The sequence below is a fragment of the Erysipelatoclostridium sp. MSK.23.31 genome (genome assembly GCF_019125875.1).
GTDB lineage: Bacteria > Bacillota_I > Bacilli_A > Erysipelotrichales > Coprobacillaceae > Thomasclavelia > Thomasclavelia ramosa.
Genome location: NZ_JAHOCB010000016.1, coordinates 33,738 through 54,299 on the forward strand (window position 1 = coordinate 33,738; position 20,562 = coordinate 54,299).

Annotated in this window: 19 protein-coding genes; 3 read left to right on the plus strand and 16 right to left on the minus strand. The window is 31.0% G+C overall.

Annotated elements, in window-relative coordinates; genetic code table 11:
- Positions 1–55: 55 nt before the first annotated feature.
- From KSU54_RS08745 to murI, 6 genes are all read right to left on the minus strand, one after another.
- Positions 56–3,334 carry a glycoside hydrolase family 3 protein gene (locus KSU54_RS08745; protein ID WP_117791803.1) on the minus strand — a complete coding sequence of 1,093 codons (3,279 nt, stop codon included), beginning with the start codon at positions 3,332–3,334 and terminating at the stop codon, positions 56–58.
- Positions 3,335–3,733: 399 nt separating this feature from the next.
- Positions 3,734–5,005 carry a bifunctional diguanylate cyclase/phosphodiesterase gene (locus KSU54_RS08750; RefSeq protein ID WP_117791804.1) on the minus strand — a complete coding sequence of 424 codons (1,272 nt, stop codon included), beginning with the start codon at positions 5,003–5,005 and terminating at the stop codon, positions 3,734–3,736.
- 5 nt (positions 5,006–5,010) lie between these two features.
- Positions 5,011–5,424, minus strand: coding sequence for a hypothetical protein (locus KSU54_RS08755; RefSeq protein WP_003538163.1), 414 nt, complete (start codon positions 5,422–5,424; stop codon positions 5,011–5,013).
- A 296-nt stretch (positions 5,425–5,720) separates the two neighbouring features.
- Positions 5,721–6,059: a hypothetical protein gene (locus KSU54_RS18820; RefSeq protein ID WP_226814473.1), complete on the minus strand. Its 339-nt coding sequence runs from the start codon at positions 6,057–6,059 to the stop codon at positions 5,721–5,723.
- A gap of 40 nt (positions 6,060–6,099) precedes the next feature.
- Positions 6,100–6,300 (minus strand): hypothetical protein, encoded by a 201-nt coding sequence (locus KSU54_RS08765; RefSeq protein ID WP_022007956.1) that lies wholly within the window; start codon positions 6,298–6,300, stop codon positions 6,100–6,102.
- Between the two features lie 244 nt (positions 6,301–6,544).
- Entirely contained in the window at positions 6,545–7,339 is a 795-nt protein-coding gene (murI, locus tag KSU54_RS08770; RefSeq protein WP_003538159.1) for a glutamate racemase, read from the minus strand.
- A gap of 222 nt (positions 7,340–7,561) precedes the next feature.
- Between murI and eno the strand changes: the two genes are divergently transcribed.
- Entirely contained in the window at positions 7,562–8,830 is a 1,269-nt protein-coding gene (eno, locus tag KSU54_RS08775; RefSeq protein WP_003538158.1) for a phosphopyruvate hydratase, read from the plus strand.
- Positions 8,831–8,938: 108 nt separating this feature from the next.
- On the opposite strand, the gene KSU54_RS18825 is transcribed toward eno, so the two are convergent.
- From KSU54_RS18825 to KSU54_RS08800, 7 genes are all read right to left on the minus strand, one after another.
- A complete protein-coding gene (locus KSU54_RS18825) occupies positions 8,939–9,154 on the minus strand; it encodes a dihydrofolate reductase family protein (protein ID WP_226817385.1) in 216 nt (71 codons plus the stop codon).
- 12 nt (positions 9,155–9,166) lie between these two features.
- Positions 9,167–9,334 (minus strand): hypothetical protein, encoded by a 168-nt coding sequence (locus KSU54_RS18830; RefSeq protein ID WP_009300625.1) that lies wholly within the window; start codon positions 9,332–9,334, stop codon positions 9,167–9,169.
- An 11-nt stretch (positions 9,335–9,345) separates the two neighbouring features.
- On the minus strand, positions 9,346–9,486 hold the full coding sequence (locus tag KSU54_RS18835) for a hypothetical protein (protein WP_003538154.1): 141 nt from the start codon (positions 9,484–9,486) through the stop codon (positions 9,346–9,348).
- A 51-nt stretch (positions 9,487–9,537) separates the two neighbouring features.
- Positions 9,538–9,687: a hypothetical protein gene (locus KSU54_RS18840; protein WP_009009081.1), complete on the minus strand. Its 150-nt coding sequence runs from the start codon at positions 9,685–9,687 to the stop codon at positions 9,538–9,540.
- A 294-nt stretch (positions 9,688–9,981) separates the two neighbouring features.
- Positions 9,982–10,860 carry a hypothetical protein gene (locus KSU54_RS08790; protein WP_117791805.1) on the minus strand — a complete coding sequence of 293 codons (879 nt, stop codon included), beginning with the start codon at positions 10,858–10,860 and terminating at the stop codon, positions 9,982–9,984.
- A gap of 5 nt (positions 10,861–10,865) precedes the next feature.
- Positions 10,866–11,666, minus strand: a complete 801-nt coding sequence (locus KSU54_RS08795; RefSeq protein ID WP_009300620.1) for an N-formylglutamate amidohydrolase — start codon at positions 11,664–11,666, stop codon at positions 10,866–10,868.
- 852 nt (positions 11,667–12,518) lie between these two features.
- Positions 12,519–14,252: an ABC transporter ATP-binding protein gene (locus tag KSU54_RS08800; protein WP_217746607.1), complete on the minus strand. Its 1,734-nt coding sequence runs from the start codon at positions 14,250–14,252 to the stop codon at positions 12,519–12,521.
- 164 nt (positions 14,253–14,416) lie between these two features.
- Here KSU54_RS08800 and KSU54_RS08805 point away from each other — a divergent pair, with 164 nt between their 5' ends.
- A complete protein-coding gene (locus KSU54_RS08805; RefSeq protein ID WP_003538149.1) occupies positions 14,417–16,087 on the plus strand; it encodes a Na/Pi cotransporter family protein in 1,671 nt (556 codons plus the stop codon).
- 77 nt (positions 16,088–16,164) lie between these two features.
- Positions 16,165–17,217, plus strand: a complete 1,053-nt coding sequence (locus tag KSU54_RS08810; protein ID WP_009009075.1) for a DUF2812 domain-containing protein — start codon at positions 16,165–16,167, stop codon at positions 17,215–17,217.
- A gap of 21 nt (positions 17,218–17,238) precedes the next feature.
- Here KSU54_RS08810 and KSU54_RS08815 read toward each other — a convergent pair whose 3' ends face one another.
- From KSU54_RS08815 to KSU54_RS08825, 3 genes are all read right to left on the minus strand, one after another.
- Positions 17,239–17,490, minus strand: coding sequence for a metal-sensing transcriptional repressor (locus KSU54_RS08815; protein ID WP_003538147.1), 252 nt, complete (start codon positions 17,488–17,490; stop codon positions 17,239–17,241).
- Complete coding sequence (locus KSU54_RS08820; protein ID WP_003538146.1) at positions 17,483–19,921, minus strand: heavy metal translocating P-type ATPase; 2,439 nt, start codon at positions 19,919–19,921, stop codon at positions 17,483–17,485. Before KSU54_RS08820 ends, KSU54_RS08815 begins: the two co-directional genes overlap by 8 nt.
- A gap of 100 nt (positions 19,922–20,021) precedes the next feature.
- A complete protein-coding gene (locus KSU54_RS08825) occupies positions 20,022–20,558 on the minus strand; it encodes a nitroreductase family protein (RefSeq protein WP_003538145.1) in 537 nt (178 codons plus the stop codon).
- Positions 20,559–20,562: the final 4 nt, after the last annotated feature.

Sequence of the window (20,562 nt, forward strand, 5' to 3'; positions counted from 1 at the left end):
ACAAACCAAAACAAAAAAGCCACTATATACAGTGACTTTTTAGCTTAAGTATAAATTATTCTTCTTTTTTCTTCAATACAATCACACTGCCAGCTAAAGCCAATAATCCCGCTAAGGCAAATGTTAACATCATAGAATCATCACCTGTTTTTGTCGCAGTTATAGCACCATTACCTGGTTTAGCATCTGGTGGTGTTTGAGCATTTGGATCATCTAGAGTAATTTCTTTCACTACCAAATTGTCTAATGCTGTTTTCAATAATATTTCTACAGCAGTTACTTCATCTTGGGTTGCTTCGTTATTATCAAGAACTGCTTTTGCTTCTACTAATGCGCTCTTAAGCGATAATAATGATACTGCTGTATATTTTGTTTGATCTGTATTTTCAGCTTTATTGATCAACTCACTTAACAAATCTTTATTTGGCTTTAATCTTAATTGTAAAAAGGTTCTTACTAATTGATCATGCGTTTCACTTACTTCTATTTCTAAAGCATCAGGATTGTTCAAAACATCTTTTGCCGTTGTTAAGACGGATTCTAAATTTTTCCATGTTGCGCTTAAATAATCATTTTTGTTTAATTTTTCAATTTTTTCTACTAATGCACTTAATTGTGTTTTATCGCCCTTATAGAATTCCAACATTTGCATTACATTAGATAAGCGTTCAAAAGCTTTATTTATTTCAAGTTCATTTGCATCCTTTTTATCAAAAATTATTTGAGCATTTTCCAATGCAGCCTTAAATTCAGTCACCACAGCTGGTACAACCTTATCTAACTGTTCTGGTGTTACTTGTTTAGCCATTTCAAGAGCAACTGATAATTCTTTTTTATTTTTCTCAAGTAACTCATTTTTTGCTTTTTCTAATGCTTCTTTAGCTAAATCAACTTCATCTTGTGGTACATTTCCATCATATATAGATTCAGCATTTTCTAATGCTTTTTCAAAATTTTGCCAAGTTTCAATAGTATAATGATCTTTATCTAATTTCTTCGCTTCGGCAATCAAATCTGATAAAGCTTTTTTGTCAGATTTATATACTAATAATGATAAAACCGTATTATATTTATCACGTAAATCTGTTTCATTTTCATCAACAACAAACTGTGCCAATTTATGAGTCAAATTAACATTTTCAGCCGTTTGCAATACGACTTTTAAAGTATTTAAAGCTTCTGCAGCTGCCTCCCAAGACTCAGTAGTATATACACTTTTATCTATAGCTTTAGCTTGTGCAATCGCATCTGCTAGTCCTTTTTTATCTGGATCTTTAGCAATTGCATCATATTCTATACCATATCCTAATTCATAGACATTTTCGTCAGTTGAATATACTCCAGATTTTGGAACATATTTTGGGATATCTACCGGTAGTTTCCCAGAAGCTCCAAATGTACCTAAAGCTACTTCAGTACCTGCTGTCAAGTTAGGACTAAATGCTGCTGTTGCTCCAACTGTACCACCACCGAATGATTCCGTAATATCCAGCCCAAGACTAGTAGTTCCATACACTGCTAAAATACCATCAGCATCTGGGAAGGCTTGAACATCATAAGGATGATTTAATGAAATAACAACCGTCTGCTTTCCATTTTCTTTACAATACTTAGTAAATAATTGTGGGCAAGCTACCAAATATCCATCTATTCCACTAGCACTACTGATTTCTGAGGCATGGACAAGAACAGTACCCCAATCTAGCACATCTTTATTTGTCCCAACAAAATTAGTTCCGTCAGAATTTATAGCACTGTTTACCTTATCGTTTAATCCTGTCCAATTATAGTGCTGCAAAATCTTATAATCTGCCCCCTCTGGAATAATTCCCGCCTGTTTAGCTCTTTGCCAAGCCAAAATAAAACGATTATTATTCCTTGAATAAGTTGATGCAAATACTACTTTTGAATCTTTAGTCAATTTAAGTGGTAATACATTATTTTCATTTTTAACAACAGTAACTGCATTTGCAGAAATTAATCTCTCTGTTTCACGATTTTCAACAGAACCAACCACTTTCGAAGCGATTGCTTTTTTATCATCTAATGTAGTTGTATCATTTGCTAAATCCATGACATCTCTGTTGTATTTACAAACTAAAATTCTTTCCACAGATTTATCCAATTCTTCTAATGATAATTTAATTCCATTATAACCATCTTCTTTAGTATAAGCATCGACAAATGCATTAATCAGTGGAATTAATTTAGATTCCATATCTTTCATAGAAGAAATATCCGTAAATGGAATATCTAGAATATCAACTCCAGCTTTAACAGCTAATAAGTTTCTTTCGTTTGTATCAAAGTAATTAGCCACACCTTGCATTGTCATAGAATCAGTTACAATGACACCGTCAAACTTCATTTCATCTCTTAATAAATCAGTTAAAATTTCCCTAGATAATGTAGCTGGCGGACTCATCAGCTCATCTTTTTTATCTGAGTAAATTTCTTCTGTTACAATATTCGGAAATTGGATATGAGCAGTCATAACCATATCTGTTCCAGCATCAATTGCCGCCTGAAAAGGTACTAACTCTATTTTATATAATTCTTCTTTAGTCGCAGGAACCGAAGGTAAACCTGTATGCGAATCTGTAGCTACATTTCCATGCCCTGGAAAATGTTTAGCGGCAGTTGCCACATTATTGCTTTGAACTCCTTCAATATAAGCAGAAACAAATTTAGCTGCTAATTGCGGATTACTACTGAATGAACGTAATCCAATAACGGGGTTATTAGGGTTATTATTTACGTCAGCATCTGGCGCAAAATTAACATTTACACCAACCGCATTTAATTCACTACCAATAATATTACCTGCTTTAACAGCATTTTCAGTATTACCGCTAGCACCTAAAGCCATATTTCCTGGTAAGGCCGTCCCACCAGTTAAACGATATACGATTCCTCCCTCTTGATCAGTAGCAATTAATAGAGGAATACTGTTTTTACCTAAATCTTTGTCCATTGCTGCTTTTTGTAAACCATCTGTCAATTCTACATTTACTTTTGCATCGGAATTAAAGTTAGCAGCAAATAAGATAACACTCCCTATATCATATTCACCAATAATCTCATGAATTTCATCGTTAATAGTTTGAACCGATGAAATTTTAGTTCCATCTCTCATTGTCCATCCACTACGGAAAGATAACATTAACTTTTGCCCGATTTTCTCTTCTAATGTCATTTTACTGACAAGTTCCCTTGCTTTTTCTGCATTGGTTAGCGCTCTAACATTAGAAATGTTTGCACTAAATACAGTTGTAACAGCCATTGATAAAGCCATAATTAGCGAAATGATTCTCCTTTTCCCTAACCTTTTCATTTTTTTGCTCCTTTACCCTTCTCTAGTCTAAAATAAATCAAAGGCCTAAATAAATTGCAACAAGTATTTGATACTTGCGGATTATTACCAAGTACTAACAATATTTGTTTTCCCTTAATTTTTCACACTCCTTGTCCATCTATTTTGTCATACTTGATTGAATCAGTAAACATTCATTACTTTTAAAAGAATAAAACCTAAGTAAAGCAAGCAAAAAAATTGCTCATACTAATACTTAGGCTATAATTGATTTAAAGGTAATACCACGTCTATATACTTATATTCTAGATAATTATATAGACAATGTCAATGGCAACTAAAAAATAAAGTCAAATAAATGTTATTATTTATACACTTCACATACAACACCTTAAATAAACTTTAATTAGCTTCTTAAAATTAACTTAGATACTTTTCTTCAAAAACATTTATTGCCAACGGCTTGCTGAATAAATAACCTTGAACTGTTTCAACCCCATATGAACACAGCGTAAAAAACTGCTCTTCAGATTCAATTCCTTCCGCTATCATATCCAGCCCTAATCGATGACAAATTTTTGAAATATATTCCATGATTATCTTAGTTCTTGGATTTAATGCAACATTACTAATTAAGCTCTTATCCAATTTTAGAATATCAAACTCAGCATCCGATAATAATGCTAAATTGGCATACTCCGTTCCAAAATCATCAATAGCTACAATAAATCCAGCACTACGAAGTTTTGATATTACCGTTTTAATTTCAAAATTCTTTTCGTCATGTACTCGTTCTGTTATTTCTATTTCTATATATTTAGTAGGTATTTGATATTTTTTACAAGTTTCTAAAATACGTTCAACAAAAGATTTACCACGAAGTGATTCTATAGAAAAATTTATTGAAAGCGGAATTAATGTCCCAGCATTATCACAGTAACGTATCAATGCTTCTGCCCCAACACATGAGCAATCTTCACATAAAATTTTAGGTTGTAGATAGACAACAAAATGACCGTTTTCAATCTCAGATTCTAGATAATCAATATTAGTGAGATGCAGCATCTCATCGCTATGGTGACGATACCGTCTGGAAATCATATGCTTATGATAAAATTCTTTTTTATTTTCATACATCCTTGCATCTGCCTCAGCAATCATCTCATTAATATTACCTACTGCATTAGTCCATTGTGTTCCTATCGCTACTTGACAAACTGGTTTTTTAGAAAAACTTTCACTTAATTCTTTAACTCGTTTTTCAAATGACTCTTTTTTTATGCTTTGACAAATAATAATAATAAATTCATCCCCACCAATACGATAAAAATCAGCTTTTTTAAATACCATTTTCATACGTCTAGCACATTCAACCAATAATGCGTCACCAACTTCGTGTCCAAATTGATCATTTACATCTTTTAAACCATTTACATCTAAATAAATAATTCCCAATGAAGTATCCATATTAAAAAGTTTTTGAGTATCTTTAATATAACGATTACGATTATAAAAGGTCGTTGAATTATCATGATAACTCAAATATGATAATTTTTTTTGACTCTCTGCATGTTGTAATGCTAATGAAACGAAATAACATAATGTTTGAAGCAATGAAGCAATATTAATAATTTTATCTGGAGGTGGATTATCAACTCCTAAATAACCTGCCAGTTCGCCATTTTGTTCCAACGGAGCTACACTAAGCTAGTTATTGACTGACTGTCTAGTATTTCATATTCTTCCAATGAAATTTCTTTTATTTCTTCTAAATTTTCAATGATTACACATTTATCATTTTTAAAATAAGGAATCCACCGATCAATCATTGCAAGAGGAATTCCTTGTAGGGTGTTTTTTTGTGATATAATATTTTCCGCACACCATTCATAGTCATTATACATTAGTTCATCTTTAATATAGATTATGTATGTTCTTTCTGCTGATAAAAAATTCCCAAGCTTTCTCAACACTTCAATAATTGCAGTACTAACGCCATTTTCACGATATAATATACCAATACATTCTGTAATCGTTTTTTCAGCCTCAAGTGTAAATTTTAACTGCTGTTTTTCTATCTCAGATTCTGTAGTATCAAAAGCAATTTCCATTCTTGCAACCTTACCATCCCACTCAATTAAACGATCTTTTAACAGGTAATGCCGTTTAGTTAGCGGATTAGTAAATTCTCAAGTATAATTTTCCTCTTCTTTCAAATAGCAGTTAGTACAAAATTACAAGGCGCATCTCTTCCTTGTAAGACTTTATAACATTTTTTCCATAGATTGAATCAACCTCAAATATTTTCATTCCGGTTTCATTAATAAATAATAAATCATAAGTTTCTAAGTCAACAATATATAAAAGTTCAGAAATATCATTTAAGGGAGCCAGCCAGTCTTGCAAGTTATACTTTACGTTGTTTATTATTTTCTTCCTCTTTCTCTAATTTTTTTCGTATTTTTTCTTGTTTAGTATTATACTTATAAATAAAAAACACTAGTATTGCTAACGCTAGATTCAAAATTATTAATGTTCCTTCTGCTGAATACACGCTCTTTTCAGAATACAATTCCGTAGAATGTACCGTATCATCTGCCAACTCAAAAAAGGCTTCACTATAAAAATATAAATTCCCATTATCTCTGCCTTCTCGAACCAAATAAATTTCTTTTTTTAACCCCTCCCAATCAAATTTCATTTGAGTCATATTTTCTTGGAAATCATCAGAAGCTAAACGAATCAAACCAAGTTCACCATGTCCAGTTTGTAGTTCATCAATAATATCATCTATTTTTTTTCACTAATTTGTCATTTGGCTTATTACTTAATTCTTGTTTGATCAATCGTTGCGTTGCACCACGAACAACACCAGTATAATTGATAACTCTGGCATTTCCTTGAAGATTATGAATTACATAAATCGAAATAATACTAGATAACAATAGTGACGCAGTTAGAACAATTAAAAATAATTTTCTACGCATAAAGGAATCCTCCCAAAGAATTATCTTTTTACACTTTATAAGCAGTTATATTATATTTTCCAACAGTATAAAAAGAACATTCAAAATTTAATCATGTTCTTTTACTCGCTAAATATTTTAAAACTAACCTTTATTTATAAGTATACTCTATTGCACTCTTATACGAAAATTTAACCATAATTTAACATTTTTTGTATCACACTAAAAAAGGCCAATTCGGCCATTTTTAAAATTTGTATGTAACTTAATCGATTGGCAAATTCAATAATTTCCAGCTCAAATCAATCATCTCTGGTTCATCCATCGAATTTTTTATTACTACTTTCCCTTCATGATTTTCTTTCTGCAATAATTTTTTTCCTGCTAACTGCCGCTTTAATTCACATGAAGTTCCATGACTGCCATCAATAATCTGTATTCTTCGCTCTCCTAAAAATTCTTTTAAATACGGTCTTAAAAAGGGGTAATGCGTACATCCTAAAACAATTGTTTCAGTAGTATCATTTAAATAAGGGACAAGTGTTTCATTAAAATATGCTTCTAAAAAGCTCCCATTCAAATTTCCATGTTCTACAAATTCCATTAACCCCTTACATGATACTGGTATTATTTTGGCACGGTCTTTATAGATATCTAGCAGCCGGTTAAACTTTTCTTGTTTTATTGTCATAGGTGTTGCCATTACTAAGATTTCACCACCATGGTTTGATTCAACTGCTGGTTTAATTGCTGGTTCAATTCCAACTATTGTTAAATCAGGATACATTATTCTAAGCTGTCGAACAGCTGCACTTGTTGCAGTATTACACGCTACTGCTAATCCTTTGATCCCTAATTTTAATAATTTATCAACGATAGCAAAGGTTAAATCTCTAATCTCATCTACTGATTTGGTTCCATAAGGAGCATTTAAAGAATCACCATAGTATATAAAATCTTCATGAGGCATTATCTTTATCGCCTCTTTTAAAACACTTAATCCCCCTAAACCAGAATCAATGAATCCAATTGGTAAATTTCTTTCTTCATTTATTTTCATTCGTGTTCTCCCCTTTATCTAGCACTTGATTAACATCTCTAAAATTAATTGCATATTAGCACTTGTATCCAATCTTGTAAAGTACCTTTGAATTAACAATTACATGAATCATTAATAAAAAACTCCTTTATTACCGTATAATAATTATTAAAAACAAGATAATATATTTGATTAAAGCAAATTAAAGCCGTTCATAATAAAAAATGAAGGAGTGATAAAATTATGCCATATATTTCAAATGTATATGCAAGACAAGTATTAGATTCAAGAGGTTTTCCAACAATTCAAGTTGAAGTAACTACGGAAAGTGGATTTTCTGGAAGTGCGATTGTTCCAAGTGGTGCCTCAACAGGAAAATATGAAGCCTTAGAATTACGCGATAACGATGATGCACGGTATCGTGGAAAAAGTGTATTTAAAGCAATAAACAATGTGAATGAGACTATTGCCAAATTAATTAAAGAAAAAAGTGTATTAGAACAACGAGAAATTGATTTAGCAATGATTCGCTTTGACAATACAGAAAATAAAGAAAAATTAGGTGCTAATGCCATGCTGGCAGTATCTTTGGCGGTTGCAAATTGCGCTGCAAACTATCTTGAAATTCCATTATACCGTTATTTAGGCGGTTGCAATGCTCATGTCTTACCAACCCCGATGATCAATATTGTAAATGGCGGAAGCCATGCTACTAACTCACTAGATTTTCAAGAATTCATGATTATGCCAATCAGTGCCAATTCTTTCTATCAAGCAATGGAAATGGCAACAAATGTTTTCCATACTTTAAAAGATATTTTGAAAAGAAGTAATCTAGCAACTTCTGTGGGTGATGAAGGTGGATTTGCGCCTAATCTCGAATCCAATGATGATGCCCTAGAATTAATCATTAAAGCTATTAAAGAATGTAATTATGAACCTGGCAAAGATATTTCAATTGCCCTCGATGTAGCTGCCAGTGAACTATACCAGAATGGTATTTACACAATTAATGGTAAACAATATACAAGTGATGAATTAATTAAATATTACGAACAACTTGTAAGCAAATACCCTATTATCTCTATTGAAGACGGTTTAGATCAAGAAGATTATACTGGTTGGAAAAAACTTACTAGTAGACTAGGAGCTAAAATTCAATTAGTTGGTGATGATTTATTTGTTACTAATACCAATCGGTTAAAAGCCGGAATCGCAGGAAACTATAGCAATAGTATCTTAATTAAATTAAATCAAATCGGTACTTTAAGTGAGACTATTGATTGTATTGAAATGGCTGTAAAAAACCAGATTGCTCCAATTATTTCACACCGTTCTGGTGAAAGTGAAGACACTTTTATTAGTGATTTGGCAGTCGGTTTAAATATTGGACAAATCAAGACTGGTTCGATGTCTCGTAGTGAACGTATTTGTAAATATAATCGTCTATTAAAAATTGAAGATGATCTTGTCGGTAATTCATGTTATCAAGGAAAGATCAATAATAAATAATTTATCTCTTAAATAATTCAATTAAATAACTTAATTAGTTTTAATTTAAAAATGGTAGCGATATTATCAATAACATCACTACCATTTTTAACAAAAATATAAATTCTTTTATAATAAAATGTTATCTTCGTTCATAAAACAATCACTTATTCCATTATAACTTAGTGATTTAATCAACTTTAGTTTTATTTCATAATCATGAGTAGTTTCAAAAAGACGAATTTCCTTTCTTAAAATTGTAGGAATAATCGTCATATGATAACGATCTATAAAATCTTTTTCAATTAATTGTGAAATCAGATTTGTGCCTCCATAAATCCAGATATTTTTTCCTACTTATGATTTTAAAAGATTTAAAAAATCGTAAGCATCATCATTAGTAAATTTAATTTTAGCTCCATTTTCATAATATTTGTGTGTAAAAACATAAGTAATCAAATTGTCATAGACCCACATCTCAGGTGACAATTCTGTTACAATTTGATGATAAGTATTCCATCCCATAATTACTGTATCTATATCTTTAAAAATTCTTGATTGCTATTTTGATTATCTGAATTAACACCTTGCCCATGTAACGCCACATCTCCACGAACAATATAACCATCAAGGCGTATTGCAACATATAAAATTATTTTTCTCACTAATTTCTCCATTTAAGCATGCTCTTCACATAAACTGTTTGTAATTTACACTTTCAAAACATTCTATTGCCTTTCATCATGATATTTTTCTATTTCCGCAAAAGTTAATTTACGCACTTCAGTTCCCGAATACTTAATATATTTATCCATTTTAAATATTAGTGCCATTTCTTTACATACTTTATCACTATTTTTCTTTAGATACTCTTTCAAATAACCAGTACTACTAAAAATCTTATAAGAAGTTCTCCATTATTATTTTCAATTCGATATATCACACATGTTTTTTTTACTATAATCAGCTGTACATAAATACATCTTAGCAATTTCAAGGCTTTTAAATGGAAAAGTCCACCTTATAACCCTCGTTTAAATCACATTCTATACAGATATTTCTTCCACACGTTCCACAAATATACTGAGTATGTTTTTCTAAACAAACTAGCGAATTTAATAATGACGTACAGCGTCTTTCATCCACATAACATTCTTGACACATTTTTCTTCCTACTTATTTAAGTTATATAAATAATTTATCCATTTCGAGGAATTTCTTTTAGTTTCAAAAGCTTTGTATCCCTTATGACTATAAATATATTCTATTTTCCATTGGCCTGAACCTACTTGCTTCTCTTCAAGGAGGTTCTTCAACAGAATCGTACGTTGATCCCACCATAAATTTCGTTCATTTACAATATATACTAAATCTGTCAATGATAACATATATGCTTGAGGAAACATGATTTCATCAATATATTTACTAATGCATTGCTGATTTGATAAGCGCTGATACACATTGTGCTTTAACATATATACAATTCCCTGTTCAATCAGTTGTTCGACATGAGAATCAGCATTTTTAATATATTTAGCATAAGTAATCAATGCTCGTACAGTTTTACCAATCCCAATATAACATGGTGTAGCTTTCATACATCCGCCATGTTTGCAAATTTCTCCATATCGCCAAGATGTTCTTTGATTTCTCTCAAATACTTGATATCTTTTTATCCAATCTAGAGCATTCTGTGCTTCATTACTCTTTGCCATTTGCAATCGAGTATATGCTTCTAAAAGCATTGCATTGTAACAAGGAACAATGCAATCACCTTGTCCATTATATGAAAAACCTTCATCAGCAGCTAAATTATTAGATATAAAATCAATGATTTTTTGAGTATATGGCAATTGTTCAATAAATGGTATTTCTGATAAACAAATAAGTCTAAAAATATTAAAGAAGGGACTGTCTTCATAATCTCTTGTCAATTTTTCAACTAATTTAGATTCTTTTAATAATTCAGATATTTCTATTTCAGAAAAAGCTTCACCATGCTCAAAGCTTTTTCTTAAAATCAATGCACTATCTATAGCTTGTTCTTTCATTAAAATTATTCATCCTTTAGCCATTTTTTTAATTCAATAAACACGTTTTCCATCCTCCGGCTTGTCTCACCAAATAACTCGTTATTGATTACCGGCAGCTCCTCATTGCCAAAAGAACGTTTATCTATATATGTTTGATACCACAATTCAATTTGAATTGCCTCACAATTTTCAACACTGGCTCCATAATATTTAGTAATATAGCCTCCTGCAAAAGGATTATTTTCAGTCACTTTAAAATTTTGCTTCTTCATCATTTTTTTAAAGAAATTTGTAGTTTTAGAAGTACAAGCACGACCATTATCATTACCAAGAATAATATCCGCGCCATAATTCAATCCAAAGCTATGCAAATCAATTAAATAAACTTTTTTAAAATATTTTTGCTTCTCTAGCAATGCTTGTCTAATCGCCTCATGATAAGGTAAATAATAATCAGCAATCCGTCTTTCAATTTCTTGTACTGATAATTCGTGATTATACATTAAAGCTCCTTGAGTGGTTTTTGTATAAATTAGATTTGTCTTATAAGAACTACCTTTTTTATCGTTAATATCACGATTCACATCAATCAAATGCCGGTTCATATTATTAATAATAATTGTGAACCCTAATTCTTTTAAAAAGCCATACAGTTTTGGTAAATACCAATCAGTATTAGGAAAAATAACATCGTCCATTAAATTTTCAGCCATTTCAGAAGTTATATATGTTCCACTATGCGGTAAGCTGATTACTACAGGCAGCTCATGCAACGATGTATTAATTGTATACATCGACTGTTTATCTTTTAATATCTGTATCATACTATTCCTCTCATATTTTCCCATCTTAATTTAGTTTAAAAAAAGTGATAACTATATTTTATCATTTACCCATATGTAGATCATCAACAAGTAGATGGTGTGTTTGAATTAAAAATGGTAAAAGTATTTCACCATCATATTAGAAATATTTTCTCTAGTCGAATAAGAGAGTCTCATTATCCTTCTTACCAAAGTTAGTGTGTAATATATGTTAATATGGTATCCTAGACTGTAATGAAAATTAAAATACATTATTTCCTAGTGAATCAGTAAATATTCAGTTTGTTCTTTTGCCATTTTTGTAGCCAACTGGATATAGTCTTCTATCTTTGGCTGTATTGCAACTATGACTACTTCAAATAATCCAATCTCTAGCTCTAAATATGTAAGGGCTGTGTCGATTTGATCATATAGAACGATTTGACCGTCAAAAAATCAGTACCTGCATGCCTCTATCTCACTTGCATATTTACTTACTGCATAGGTCAAAACCATTGTGAATGAATAATTTTGCTCTCAAATTCTTTTTTAAATTCGCAGTATCTACTTCTAAGTTCAGACAAAAACATTGTTCACTACTATCTCAAAAAAACTGACAATACATTGATCTTTTCCAATTATTAGGGGCAATTATTTTATATAATTCCATCCTATTTCTCCTTTAATCGTATAGATACAGTTTACTCTTCTCAGCTTTTTAACACAACAATAATGATATAAAAAAGATTATCACAATCTTGTTTTAACTATTTATACTGATCTTTAAATTGTTATAAAAAAATAGAAGTTCTGAAATAAACCATTCTTCATTTGGAGACCCAAATAACTGAGTTCATTTCAGTTCTTCTACTTCTATTTATTAAACTGCATTTTATAAAAGGTTGCATATTGGCCATTTTTTGCCAATAATTCATCATGTGTTCCTTCTTCTTCAATTCCTTTTGTAGATAATACACAAATGCGTTTAGCATTTTTTATCGTTGATAAACGATGGGCAATAACTAACGTTGTTCGATTTTTGGCCAGTGATTCTAATGATTGCTGAACAATATGTTCACTTTCATTATCCAATGCACTTGTCGCCTCATCAAAAATTAAAATTGGAGGATTCTTTAAAAAAACCCGAGCTATACTTAATCGCTGTTTTTGCCCACCAGATAGTTTCACTCCACGCTGACCACAATCAGTATCATAGCCATCTGGTAATTCCATTATAAAATCATGAGCATTTGCTTTTTTAGCAGCCTCAATGACTTCTTCATCTGTTGCGTCAAAGCGACCATAACGAATATTATCTAAAATTGTTCCAGCGAATAAATAAACATCCTGTTGGACAATCCCGATATTTTGACGTAATGAATTTAATTTAATATCTTTAATATTTTGTCCGTCAATAAAAATATTACCCTCACTAACTTCATAAAAACGTGGCAGTAATGAGCAAATGGTTGTTTTTCCTGCCCCTGAAGAACCAACTAAAGCAATATACTCACCAGGAGCAACTTTTAAATCAATGTCTTTTAACACATAATCACTTTTTTGATTGTATCTAAACCCGACATGCCGATACTCAATGGCTCCTTTAACATCTAATAAATTATGAGCATCTTTTTTATCCTTAATATCAGGTTCAATTTCCAATATTTCCATGAATCTTTCAAACCCAGTAATCCCATCTTGAAATTGCTCAGTAAAATTAATAAACTTTTTAACTGGATCAATAAGATTATTAATATAAAGCAAGAATGCAATTAAATCAGCTGTATTTAATCCATCATTAGAAATAAAAATAGCCCCAAAGAAAACCGCTGCTACAGTCACCATACTAGTAAAAGCACCTAATCCTGAATGAAATTTTCCCATATAAAAATAACTATTTTTCTTACTGCTTACATAACGACTATTTTCATCATGAAACTTAATAATTTCATGACTTTCATTCCCAAAACTTTTTACCACACGAATTCCCGATAAATTATCTTCAATTCGTGCATTAATATCCCCTACTCTTTGTTTATTTCGCTTAAATGCTCTTTTCATTTTACGATTGTAATAATAAATAAATGCACCCATCACTGGAATAAAAGCAAAAACAATTAATGTTAATTTAAGATTAATTGTTGCTAAAATAATAAATGCACCAAAAAATTTAATAAATGAAATAACAATGTCTTCAGGACCATGATGATAAAGTTCAGTTAATGAAAACAAATCGTTTGTTAAACGTGACATTAATTGCCCCGTTTTTTGTTCATCATAAAAACTAAATGATAATTTTTGATAATGTTGAAATAATTCATTACGCAGATCACGCTCCATATAAACCCCCATCACATGACCTTGATATGCCACAAAATAGTTACATAAATACTCAACAATAACTAAAACTACCATAAAAATCCCTAATTTATATATGATGCCCATTTCAAAATTATCAGCTATTAAAACTGTTCCTGTAATGTAGCGAATAATCATTGGAAAAACCAATGTAATCCCTGCAGCAATCATTGCACAAAACATATCTGCTAAAAATAATTTTAAATATGGACGGTAATACGATAAAAATTTTTTTAATCTCTCACTCATTATTCAACCTCCTTCTATACTCTTTATTTCACCATATAATAACATATTTATCCAATAATTTTAAGTATTTTATCCAAATGTTAAGATTGTGTTAATTTATTTTACAAATAATTTACAATTACTTAACATTTCTATATTATGTTTGTGTATAGGAGTGTGATTTTATGACGTTAGCGGACATTGATTGGCCGATGATACTTGCAGGTTTAGGATTGTTTTTATTTGGAATTGAGTACATGGGCGATGGTTTAAAAGGATACTCAGGTGATAAAATGAAAGATATCATCGATAAGTATACTTCTAGTCCATTCAAAGGTATAGTAATAGGTGCATTTGTAACTTGTTTGATTCAGTCAAGTTCAGGAACAACAGCATTAGCAATTGGTTTAATTCGTTCTGGTTTGATGACCCTCGAACAATCAATTGGAATAATTATGGGTGCCAACATCGGAACAGTTATTACGTCCGTATTTGTAGGGTTAAAAGTATCTCAATATGCAGTATACTTTATTATCCTTGGGGCAGCTTTTTTAATGTTTTCAAAAAACAAAAAAACAAAATATATGGGACAAATCATCTTTGGATTTGGATGTTTATTCTATGGTTTAGAGTTAATGGGAGATAATTTAGCAAATATTTCAAAAGTCCCAGAATTTACACAAGTAGCGAATTATCTATCACAAAATCCATGGTTAGGATTATTGGGTGGAACATTATTAACAACAGCAGTTCAATCTTCAGCAGCGGTAATTGCAATTGCTCAACAGATGTACGGTGCTGGAGCAATCGGTTTATCTATCGCTTTACCATTCCTTTTTGGAAGTAACATCGGTACAACGATTACTGCCGTATTAGCTTCATTTGGTGGAACAGTACCAGCTAAACGTGCTGCTTTCTTCCATGTATTATTCAATGTGGTTGGATCACTATTATTTATGATCGTCTTATCGCCATTCACGCTCTTGATAGAATGGCTTGCTGGAGCATTAAATATTTTACCTGAGCTACAATTATCAGTAGCTCATGGAATCTTTAACGTTGTAACTACGGCATTCTTTTTTCCTTTAATACCAGCAATCGTAAAACTTATCAAAAAAATCTTACCGAGCAGTAAAAAAGAAATAAATATGGATTTAAGCGAATTAGATCAAAATGTTGTTCAGTTATTCCCGAGTCATGCTTTAGCTATTGCTAAAAACAAGATAATCGAGATGGGTCATATTACAATTGAAGCAGTTGAAGGAATTAGAGCTTATTTTGAAACTAAAAACCCATTAGCTAAAGATGGTGTTTATGAAATGGAAAATGCTATTAATACACTAGACAGTAAAATTACTGAGTACTTAGTTTTGATTTCGCATGAAACTCTAAATGACCATGATTCTAATGACTATTTAGCAAATATGAAAACTATTAAAGATTTTGAAAGAATTGGTGATTTATGTATTAACATTGTTAAATATTATGAAGCAATCTATGATGAAAAAGAAGATTTTTCACCAGAAGCTCGTGAAGATCTAGAAGCGATGATGGATATGGTCATTGATATGTTAAATCACGCAGTTAAAGCCTTTGATACTCATGATTTGGATGATATTGTTTATGTTGACGACAAAGAAGCAGATTTAGATTACTTCAACAAAAAAGCTAAACAGCGTCATATCAAACGAGTTGGTCGTAAAATTGAAAATTCAGCACTAGTTAATTCAACTTACGTCGATATTCTTGCTAATCTCGAACGAATGGGCGATCATTGTCAAAATATTTCTGAATCGTATTTATTAGATGAATCAGCCTATCTTAACGAAGAACCAGAATCAGCATTTTCAAAGTAAACCGTGTTTTACACGGTTTTTCTTTATTGTTTGGATAAAAAATGATAATCTAATAATATATTTATAAGGAGTCGATTATGAAATTAAGATTAACTAATTATGATACTAGTGAGTATAAACAATTTGAAGATATGCTAAATAATTTATCAAAGTCAGGCTATAATTGCAAAAGCGTTGATATGTTTACAGTTTTTAAAAAAGATGAGCAACGTCTCTATTATAAAGCAGATATTTTTGTACCTCAAAAAAAATCTTCTAAAAACAATCGTGAACAGCGTGATCAGTGGTTATTAAATTATGTAAACCACGGTTATGAATTTATTGGTAAATCACGAAAGATATATGTTTTTAAAGCCGCTCAAGCAGCCAATATTAAGGGTACAGATCAAGCGCTGCTGCTAACTTATTTTAAACGCAATAAGACCATCTCCAATATTATTTTTATTTTTGTCGCTATGCTGCTTTCTTTTTTACTGATTCCAGGTGTTTTTGCTAATCAAAACCCAATGGAATTTATCACGAACGGGTCAATAATTTTACATTATATTCCCTTATTATTTTGCCCAGCATTACTAATCCGTTTCTTCAATCATCATCTCACTACTGAAAAGATCAAACTAACTTTAAGTAATAAAAAAGCAAATAATAAAATTAGCAAATATCCATTTATTATATCAAATTGGTTATTAATTGTTTCAATTGTTTTAATTATTGCTGGATTTTCAATCGATTTTATCGGGCGTGAGACACTCCCGCTTAATGATAGGATCATTACATTATCAGCACTTGGTCTATCTAGTAACAATGATGAATATAATACTTTTAATAAAAGCAGCAGTTTAATGATCAAAGAGGCAATAAGTTATAATGAAGAAAATGATAATGATGCTTTGATTGTTAATTATTATTACTATAATTCAGAAAAAAAAGCTAAAAATGCTTTGAACGATTATTTAAACAGTGTTAACTTTAAAAATAAAAAGCAAATAACCAATGGTTATCTGCTTTCAAATGATTCAATTTATAATTGCATTGCTTTTGTTAAGAATAAGCGATTAATCATCGTTCAAACAACAGTAGATCTTCTTGAAAACAATACTTATCAAAAAATTACATCATTTAACTACTAAATCAGTTCAATAACTGATTTTTTATAATTTAGTTAATAATTTGATTACTTCGTCTATTTTCTGATCTGCATCATGCTCATTAATCGCATTTTTAACACAATGGTTGAGATGATTAGATAATACCTCATTATTAGCATTTTTAATTAGTGATTGAATAGCTAATAACTGATTCGAAATATCAATACAGTAACGCTCATCTTCAATCATCTTAATAACTGCATCAATTTGTCCTCGCGCTGTCTTTAAACGTAATAAGACTTTTTCATTAGACATTTTTAATTCCTACCGCTTTATAACCAGCTTTTTCAATAGCATTTTTCAAAATACTATCATCTTGAACTGTTTCAACACGAGCAAGATTATTTTCTAAATCAACTGCAGCAGTTGTGTCTGCTAAGCCATTTAAAGCTTCTTCAACATGTTTTTTACAATGTTGACACATCATTCCTTCAATTACAATTTCCTTTTTCATCTTCTTATTCTCCTTTTGATAGTATGGTTTAAAGCGTTTTAATCGTAACGCATTAGTAACAACACAAACTGATGATAATGACATGCATAAAGAACCAACCATGGCATCTAATCTTAATCCAAAACTATAATAGAAAATACCGGCTGCAATTGGAATCCCTATCACATTATAAATAAATGCCCAAAATAAATTTTCTTTAATATTAATAATTGTTCTTTTTGATAATTCAATCGATGCCACTATATCACGAATATCATCTTTCATCAAGATAACATCGGCTGCATCTATCGCAATATCATTTCCTTTACCGATAGCAACACCCACATCACTACGAACTAGCGCAGGAGCATCATTGATTCCATCACCGACCATTAAAACACTATTGCCCTGTGCTTGCAATTGTTGGATTACATTTTCTTTATCTTGTGGCAAGACTTCAGCAATTACCTCATCTAAACCTAATTGTTTATTAATAGCATTTGCAGTACCTTTTAGATCACCAGTTAGCATAACTGTTTTAATTTTCATTTCTTTTAAACGCTGAATTGCTTGACGACTTGTATCTTTGATATCATCAAAAATACTCACCAACCCTATCAGCTCTTGATCATGAGCTAAAAATACTAATGTTTTACCTTGAATTAAATATAAATCAATTTTTTCTTGATATCGACTTAAATCAATTCCACTCTCTTTCATCATCCTTAAATTACCAACTGCATATTCAACATTATCAATTGTTCCTCTAATTCCCAAACCACTTAATGATTCAAAATCAGTAATCTCTTTTAATTCTAAATTCATCTCAGCAGCTTTTTGAATAAAAGCATTCGCTAAAACATGACTAGAACCCTTTTCTAGCGATGCAATGATCGCAATTACTTGTGCTAATTCTAATTTGTGACTATAAATATCACTAACTTGAGCCATTCCTTTAGTTAGAGTCCCTGTTTTATCAAAAACAACTACGTCAATATTATTTTCATTTTCTAATACTTCTGCACTTTTGATTAGGATCCCATTAGTTGCTCCAACTCCTGTTGACACCATGATTGCTACTGGAGTTGCCAAACCAAGAGCACATGGACAAGAAATAACTAATACCGCAATTGCGCTAGTAATAGCAAAATTCAAATCTTCTCCCATTATCAACCATCCTACAAAAGTGATTAGGGCTATTACGATTACTGTAGGAACAAAATATTTAACAACCTTATCAATAGTTCTAGTCATTGGTGCTTTGGAACTAGATGCTTCTTCAACCAATTCAATAATTTTGGCTAATGTACTATCCTCAACCGTTCTTGTTACAGTATATATAAAAGTACCTTGGAGATTATTTGTTCCCCCAATCACTAAACTACTTACTTCTTTTTCAATCGGAAGACTTTCACCAGTAATCATTGATTCATCAATAGAACTAAATCCTTGTACTATCTTACCATCGACTGGCACTGTTTCATTTGCCCTTACTAGAACCAGATCATCAATTTTTAATTCGGAAATTTTAACAATTTCTTCTTTGCCATCATTAAAACGACAAGCGACATCAGGAGCCAATTCTAATAACTTCCCAATCGCATCAGTTGTTTTCTTCTTTGATTTAGCCTCAAGATATTTCCCAAAACTAATCAATGTAACAATCATACCAGCAGATTCAAAATAAACATTATGGACTAAATGCATCTCCATTAAAGATCCGCTTAAAGCTAAAACAACTGAATAAATACTATAGACAATAGCAGCTCCCGCACCAAGTGCAATCAACGAATCCATAGTTGGATCAAAATGGATCAAATTCTTAAAACCATTAACAAAGTAATCTTTTTTCAAAATCAAAATTGGAATCAAAAAGATTATTTGTAATATGATATTAAAATAAACATTATCCCTAATAATATTAGGGATTGGATAACTGAGCATTGATGACATTGATACATACATCAGTAATCCAAGTGCGATGAAACAATAAATTAATTTCCTTTTCAAATTACTTAAGTCGTCATTATCAACTAATGCATCATCATAACTACTCGCCTGATATCCACCATCTTTTACGGCTTTAATAATCATGCTATCATCAACTTTTGTTTCATCAAATTCAACATTCATTGAATTTGTTAATAAATTCACCTCAACATGTTCAACTCCCGGTAATTTACAAACACTATTATGAACATGATTTTCACAAGCTGAACAAGTCATCCCTTTTACACTATATTTACGTTTCATAAGACCTCCTCCCCCCTCCTAGAGGGTACGGATATAGTATAGCCCAAAATAAAATTTTATGCAAAAGAAATGCACAAAAAAACTATTACAAAAGTAATAGTTAATAAAATCTTGTAATATCCTCAACCGTTTTACGTTTAGGCCGTTCTGGCTCAATATCACTAATACCTATAGCAATAACTGAAACAATTATTTCTTCTTTAGAAATATCTAACAATCCCTTGATTTTATCAATATCGCGAATCCCCATGACCAATGATCCTAATCCTAATTCTGTCGCTTTTAAAAGAATATTTTGATTGTGAAGTCCAAGATCATAACAGCCCCAGCCATTTGCCAGTTCGTTACTAGGCGTTCCATCACGTTCAAATCCTGAGCGATTTGGAATGAAAGATGTTACTATTAAAACCGGTGCATCTTTACAATTTTCTTGATTAAACTCCGGTAAACATCTCTCTTTAAACTCATTCAATAAAGGTTGTGATGTAATAACATGATATCGAGCTGTTTGACTATTTTTCCAAGATGGTGCTTCGACTGCTGCTTGAATAAGCAATTGTATCTGCTCGTTAGAAACAGGCTTCTTTTTATATTTTCTAATACTTCGGCGCTGCTTAATAATTTGGTCTAATGACATTATT

What these genes read in the sequence shown, in the direction of transcription:
- KSU54_RS08825 (WP_003538145.1), bottom strand. Translation starts at nt 20,558, where the DNA reads ATGTCATTAGACCAAATTATTAAGCAGCGCCGAAGTATTAGAAAATAT.
- eno (WP_003538158.1), top strand. Translation starts at nt 7,562, where the DNA reads ATGCCATATATTTCAAATGTATATGCAAGACAAGTATTAGATTCAAGA.
- KSU54_RS08820 (WP_003538146.1), bottom strand. Translation starts at nt 19,921, where the DNA reads ATGAAACGTAAATATAGTGTAAAAGGGATGACTTGTTCAGCTTGTGAA.
- KSU54_RS08805 (WP_003538149.1), top strand. Translation starts at nt 14,417, where the DNA reads ATGACGTTAGCGGACATTGATTGGCCGATGATACTTGCAGGTTTAGGA.
- KSU54_RS08810 (WP_009009075.1), top strand. Translation starts at nt 16,165, where the DNA reads ATGAAATTAAGATTAACTAATTATGATACTAGTGAGTATAAACAATTT.
- KSU54_RS18830 (WP_009300625.1), bottom strand. Translation starts at nt 9,334, where the DNA reads ATGGGATGGAATACTTATCATCAAATTGTAACAGAATTGTCACCTGAG.
- KSU54_RS08800 (WP_217746607.1), bottom strand. Translation starts at nt 14,252, where the DNA reads ATGAGTGAGAGATTAAAAAAATTTTTATCGTATTACCGTCCATATTTA.
- KSU54_RS08790 (WP_117791805.1), bottom strand. Translation starts at nt 10,860, where the DNA reads ATGAAAGAACAAGCTATAGATAGTGCATTGATTTTAAGAAAAAGCTTT.
- KSU54_RS08795 (WP_009300620.1), bottom strand. Translation starts at nt 11,666, where the DNA reads ATGATACAGATATTAAAAGATAAACAGTCGATGTATACAATTAATACA.
- KSU54_RS08815 (WP_003538147.1), bottom strand. Translation starts at nt 17,490, where the DNA reads ATGTCTAATGAAAAAGTCTTATTACGTTTAAAGACAGCGCGAGGACAA.
- KSU54_RS18835 (WP_003538154.1), bottom strand. Translation starts at nt 9,486, where the DNA reads ATGGAGAAATTAGTGAGAAAAATAATTTTATATGTTGCAATACGCCTT.
- murI (WP_003538159.1), bottom strand. Translation starts at nt 7,339, where the DNA reads ATGAAAATAAATGAAGAAAGAAATTTACCAATTGGATTCATTGATTCT.
- KSU54_RS08755 (WP_003538163.1), bottom strand. Translation starts at nt 5,424, where the DNA reads ATGGAAATTGCTTTTGATACTACAGAATCTGAGATAGAAAAACAGCAG.
- KSU54_RS08745 (WP_117791803.1), bottom strand. Translation starts at nt 3,334, where the DNA reads ATGAAAAGGTTAGGGAAAAGGAGAATCATTTCGCTAATTATGGCTTTA.
- KSU54_RS08765 (WP_022007956.1), bottom strand. Translation starts at nt 6,300, where the DNA reads ATGCGTAGAAAATTATTTTTAATTGTTCTAACTGCGTCACTATTGTTA.